Annotated in this window: 4 protein-coding genes; 3 read left to right on the plus strand and 1 reads right to left on the minus strand. The window is 73.5% G+C overall.

Translation table 11 applies throughout. The annotated features are described in order from the left end of the window. Positions 1 to 1,291 (plus strand): glycerol-3-phosphate dehydrogenase/oxidase (locus tag ACFSL4_RS12435; protein ID WP_381081611.1); only part of this gene is annotated, 1,291 nt, incomplete at its 5' end. A 118-nt stretch (positions 1,292 to 1,409) separates the two neighbouring features. On the opposite strand, the gene ACFSL4_RS12440 is transcribed toward ACFSL4_RS12435, so the two are convergent. After that, entirely contained in the window at positions 1,410 to 2,462 is a 1,053-nt protein-coding gene (locus ACFSL4_RS12440; protein ID WP_381081613.1) for a serine hydrolase domain-containing protein, read from the minus strand. A 299-nt stretch (positions 2,463 to 2,761) separates the two neighbouring features. Here ACFSL4_RS12440 and ACFSL4_RS12445 point away from each other — a divergent pair, with 299 nt between their 5' ends. Together ACFSL4_RS12445 and ACFSL4_RS12450 are read left to right on the plus strand one after the other, a co-directional pair. Further along, a complete protein-coding gene (locus ACFSL4_RS12445) occupies positions 2,762 to 4,813 on the plus strand; it encodes a serine/threonine-protein kinase (protein WP_381081615.1) in 2,052 nt (683 codons plus the stop codon). A gap of 141 nt (positions 4,814 to 4,954) precedes the next feature. Further along, on the plus strand, positions 4,955 to 5,657 hold a 703-nt coding region (locus ACFSL4_RS12450), incomplete at its 3' end, for a protein kinase (RefSeq protein WP_381081617.1).

A 5,657-nucleotide genomic window follows, 5' to 3' on the forward strand; every position in this document is an offset into this window, starting at 1 on the left:
CGGCCTGCCGGCGCACCGCCACCTGACCCGCCGTCACGCCCTGCGCATCGCTCCCTGCCTGAAGAGGGACGCGCTGGTCGGCGCCCTGCAGTACTACGACGCGCAGATGGACGACGCCCGCTATGTGGCCACGCTGGTGCGCACGGCCGCGTGGTACGGGGCGAAGGCCGCCAACCGCGCGCGGGTGACCGGCTTCCTGCGCGAGGGCGAGCGGGTCGTCGGTGCCACGGTGCAGGACGCGGAAGGGGGCGGGGAGTACGAGATCCGTGCCCAGCAGGTCGTCAACGCGACGGGGGTGTGGACCGACGACACCCAGGCGATGGTGGGCTCACGGGGCCAGTTCCACGTACGGGCGTCCAAGGGCATCCACCTGGTGGTGCCGCGCGACCGGATCAACTCCACGACCGGGCTGATCCTGCGCACCGAGAAGTCCGTGCTGTTCGTGATCCCGTGGGGCCGCCACTGGATCGTGGGCACCACCGACACCGACTGGGACCTCGACAAGGCGCACCCGGCCGCCTCCAGCGCGGACATCGACTACCTGCTGGAGCATGTGAATTCCGTGCTGGCCGTGCCGCTCACGCGCGACGACGTCGAGGGTGTGTACGCGGGTCTCAGGCCGCTGCTCGCCGGGGAGTCGGACGCCACCAGCAAGCTGTCCCGGGAGCACACCGTGGCGCATCCGGTGCCCGGTCTGGTCGTCGTGGCGGGCGGCAAGTACACGACGTACCGGGTGATGGCCAAGGACGCGGTCGACGAGGCGGTGCACGGCCTCGACCAGCGGGTCGCCGACTGCGTCACCGAGGACGTGCCGCTCCTGGGCGCCGAGGGCTACCGGGCGATGTGGAACGCGCGGGCGCGCATCGCGGCGCGCACCGGGCTGCACGTGGTCCGGGTGGAGCACCTGCTGAACCGCTACGGGACGATGACGGAGGAAGTCCTCGACCTGATAGCGGACGACGCCTCGCTGGGCGCGCCGCTCCAGGCCGCGGACGACTATCTGCGGGCGGAGGTCGTGTACGCCGCGTCGCACGAGGGCGCGCGGCACCTGGACGACGTGCTGACACGGCGCACCCGCATCTCGATCGAGACGTTCGACCGCGGCACGCGCAGTGCCCGGGAGGCCGCCGAGCTGATGGCGCCGGTGCTCGGGTGGGACCGGGACCAGATCGACCGCGAGGTGGAGCACTACCGGAAGCGGGTGGAGGCGGAGCGGGAGTCACAGCGGCAGCCCGACGACCTGACGGCGGACGCCGCACGGCTGGGGGCGCCGGACATCGTGCCGTTGTGACCGCCGGGCGGGCGCAGGGCCCCGGCGGCGCCGCCGGGGCCGAGGCATGCGGGCAGCCCCGCCGACATCACTCGAACGAGTGGCGGATGGCGGGATCTCCGTTCGAGGCCGGCTCGTTCTACGGGGTGCGAGGGCAGAACTCGGCCGTGAGCAGGGCCCGTTCCAGCCGGGAGTCTGCGAACCCGTCCGTGTTCACGCGGAAGGTGAGGACGCGACGGCCGTCGACGGTGGCTGCGGTGCGCACGTAGCTGCCCAAGATCCGGCCGTTGTGCCCCCACACCGTCGTGCCGCACGGAAGCCTCGCCGGATACAGCCCCATGCCGTACGAGCCGTGTGCGGCACGGGTGTCGAGCATCTCCCGCAGCCGGGACGGGGGCAGCAGTTCCCCGCCCAGCAGCGCCGCGTAGAAGCGGTCCAGATCGGCGAGCGTGGTCACCAGCTCGCCCGCCGCGCCGGCCACGCGCGGGTCGAGCTCGGTGACGTCGGAGCCGTCGGCGGCGTAGGCGCGGCCGTGCGGCGAGGGAAGGGTGGTGCGGGCGCCGGGGAAGGACGTGCCCGTCAGACGGAGAGGGGTGATGATGCGGTGCTCGGCCTCGACGGCGTACGAGTGGCCGGTGACCTGCTGGACGACCATGCCGAGCAGCACATAGTTGGTGTTGGAGTACGAGAAGCGGCCCCGGGCGGCCGGAGGGTGGGTGAGTGCGACGCGTACGGCCTGAAGCGGGGTCAGGGGCACGGCGCCCCCGGTGTCCCTGGCGAAGTCGGCCAGACCGCTGGTGTGGGTGAGCAGGGAGCGCAGGGTCAGCGCGCGGCCGTCGTTGCCCCTGCCGCGCACCAGGCCCGGCAGATGCTCCTCCACCGAGTCCGACAGGGACAGGCGGTGTTCGGCCGCCAGTTGCAGGACGACCGTCGCGATGAAGGTCTTGGTGATGCTGCCGGCACGGAAGTGGTCGGCGGGCGCGATGCCGTGACCGGCGGCCGCGACGTGCGAGCCCTTCTCTTCACGGGCCAGCAGCGCGGCGGCGGGAGCCCCTCCCCGGGTCACGAGCAGCGGGAGCACGGAGTCCGTCGCCGGGGTCCGGGGTGCCTGGAAACTGCCCGGGGCCAGCCCGAGCAGGGCCACGGACACCGCTACGGCCAGTAGGCTTCGGCGTGTCCGGCGCGGCGGCATCGGCTTCCCTTCCGTCGGTCGGCCCATCATGCTGGACGGCGCTGCAGGAGGGCGGCCCGGGGCCCAGCCGCTCCGCCCGGCGCGGCGGCGTCCCGGACGGGTACGGCGGTGCGCAGCCCCGACGAGGACCGCACCGGGCGGCCGTGGTATGCCCCCGGGCTCCGGGATCGCGGCATCCGCCGCGCCGAGGCGTCCTCCGACGCGGGGGAGCCGCCGCAACACGGGCACCCTGGGCGTGGGGCGGTCTGTGAGTGAGGGACAATGAAGGCTCTGTCAGGGCGGGTTGCATGAGGGGACGCATGTCGGAGGCGGAGCGCGACGCGGGGACACCCCGTCAGGACCAGAGCGAACGTCTCCTCGCCGGGCGGTACCGGCTGGGAGGTGTACTCGGCCGCGGCGGCATGGGCACGGTGTGGCGGGCCGAGGACGAAACCCTCGGCCGCACGGTCGCCGTCAAGGAACTGCGGTTCCCGTCGAGCATCGACGAGGACGAGAAGCGCCGGCTCATCACGCGCACGCTGCGGGAGGCCAAGGCGATCGCCCGGATCCGCAACAACGCCGCCGTGACCGTCTTCGACGTGGTCCACGAGGACGACCGGCCCTGGATCGTGATGGAGCTGATCGAGGGCAAGTCGCTCGCCGAGGTCATCCGCGAGGACGGCGTGCTCGAACCCAGGCGGGCCGCCGAGGTCGGGCTCGCGATCCTCGACGTGCTGCGTGCCGCGCACCGCGAGGGCATCCTGCACCGCGACGTGAAGCCGTCGAACGTGCTGATCGCCGAGGACGGCCGGGTCGTGCTCACCGACTTCGGCATCGCGCAGGTCGAGGGCGACCCGTCCATCACCTCCACGGGCATGCTCGTCGGCGCCCCCTCCTACATCTCCCCGGAGCGGGCGCGCGGTCACAAGCCCGGCCCGGCGGCCGACCTGTGGTCGCTCGGCGGACTGCTGTACGCGGCGGTGGAGGGCGTGCCCCCTTATGACAAGGGATCGGCGATCGCCACGCTGACCGCGGTGATGACCGAGCCGGTCGAGGAGCCCAGGAACGCGGGCCCCCTGAAGAACGTCATCTTCGGCCTGCTCGCCAAGGACCCGCAGCGGCGGCTCGACGACGAGGGCGCGCGGGCGATGCTCAACGAGGTCGTCCACGCACCCGATCCCGCTCGGGAGGTGCCGATGGACGCGACCCGGGTGGTCGCGTCGCCGCCGGTGCCGGAGAAGAGCCCGGTCGAGGGCGCGGCGGGCTCCGGCGCCAAGCGGGGCGAGGAGGCCGCCGATCGGGTGCGCGGTGCGCTGCGGTCCGTGCGCAAGGCCGCGGTGGCCTCGGCGGGCGCGGCCACGGCCGCCGCGGCGGCGGCACGGACCAAGTCCACCGGTCCCACGCAGACGGCGCCCGGGGCCGTGGCGTCCCCGGGCGCGGACGCGTCCGTCTCCGGGACGTCCCACGCGGCCCGCTCCGACGGCGCCGCGGGCTCCGCACGGGACGACACGGCCGCCGACAGATCGAACTCCGATGCGAACAAGCCGAGTTCGGGTTGGCCCATCCTGCCGGACCCGGACCGCCCGCCGCGGCCGGTGCCGCCGCCCCGGGCGCCCCTGACCGATGTGGTGCCGAAGCGCACACTGCTGATCGTCGCCCTCGTCGTGGTGCTCGCGGTGCTCGGGACGGTGCTCGCGTTCAACCTCGGGGACGGCGGCAACAGCTCCCAGGACAACAAGAAGGGCACGAAGGCCGCCGCGTCCGGCAGCGCGACCCCGACCGCCGCGAGCGCCGGGAAGGGCACCGGCGGCGGCTCGCACACGGACAGCGGCAGCACGAGCGGCAGCGCCACGACCGGGCCGGACCAGGCGAACACCTCGGGCGGTTCGCCGGCCACCGGGACGGACGTCGCCGCCTCGTCCGGTCCCGCGGGCGGCGACGGCAAGGTGACGGTGCACAAGGGCGGTCAGGGCTACTCGATCGGGCTGCCGACGGGCTGGAAGTACCAGTCCTCGGACTCCGCGGGGGACCGTTTCACCGGCCCCGACGGACAGCGGCTGCTCGTCGCCTGGACGTCCTCGCCCAAGGACGACCCGGTGGCGGACTGGAAGAACCAGGAGGGCTACATGACGCGCCCCCAGTACCAGCGGATCGGCATCGAGAAGGTGGACTACCGCGGCTGGAACACGGCCGACTGGGAGTTCACCTACGCCGGCGGAGGCACCACCTACCGGGTCATCGACCGCGGATTCGTCGTCAACCCGCACCAGGGGTACGGGCTGATGTACACGGCGAAGGCGGCCGGGTGGGACGGCGTGCGGCGCAAGGACACCTGGACCACGCTGACCCGGACCTTCCAGCCGAAGCCGTGACGTACCGCGCGTCTGGCCGGCGTTGCGCGCGGTCGTCTCGCGGGGAGATATGACATCCCGAGGTTGCAGTTTGCCTCCGGCACGTATCGTGAGGGATTGCGGACCGTACGCAATCCGGAACGGGCGGCGACACGAACGGAATTGAGCGACCGGGCGGCCGGGGGAGGCACTGTGGACGACTACGTGGGTCGAGTGCTCGCCGACCGCTACCGCCTGCCGCTTCCGCCCTCCGACGAGTACGAACTCGCAGAGACCCGGGCCTTCGACACCTACAGCGGGCAGGAAGTCCTCGTACGCCAGGTGCCGTTGCCCGAGGTCGTCGAGGCCGAGGTGCTCGACGCGGACGGGCTGCCCGAGGGATTCGTGGCACGCGACGGCCGGGCCCGCGGCGCCTTCGCCCGCACGGCGGCCACGCGCCGGCCCGATGATCCCGCCGTACGGCGCGCCATCGAGGCCGCGCAGGCCGCCGCGCAGATACCCGACCATCCCCGGCTCGACCAGGTCTTCGACGTGTTCGCCGAGGGCGGTTCGCTGTGGATCGTGAGCGAACCGGTGGCGGCGCGGCCGCTGGCGGCGCTGCTCGCCGAGCAGCCCCTGACGCCCTACCGCGCGGCCGAGGTCGCCTCCGACGTCCTCATGGCGCTGCGGGTGCTGCACGCCCACGGCTGGGTGCACCGCAACATCACCGCCCGCACGGTGCTCGTCTGCGACGACGGCCGCGTCATGCTGACCGGACTGGCGGCGGGGGCGGCGGAGGAGGCGCTGTGCGGCTACGACCCGGTGCCGCCCGCGGAGTCCGGGAGCGGCACGGGCTCGCCCGGCCGGGGCCCGGAGGGGCCGGGGG

The organism is Streptomyces caeni, from assembly GCF_042678285.1.
Classification (GTDB): Bacteria; Actinomycetota; Actinomycetes; order Streptomycetales; family Streptomycetaceae; genus Streptomyces; species Streptomyces caeni.

What these genes read in the sequence shown, in the direction of transcription:
- ACFSL4_RS12440 (WP_381081613.1), bottom strand. Translation starts at nt 2,462, where the DNA reads ATGCCGCCGCGCCGGACACGCCGAAGCCTACTGGCCGTAGCGGTGTCC.
- ACFSL4_RS12445 (WP_381081615.1), top strand. Translation starts at nt 2,762, where the DNA reads ATGTCGGAGGCGGAGCGCGACGCGGGGACACCCCGTCAGGACCAGAGC.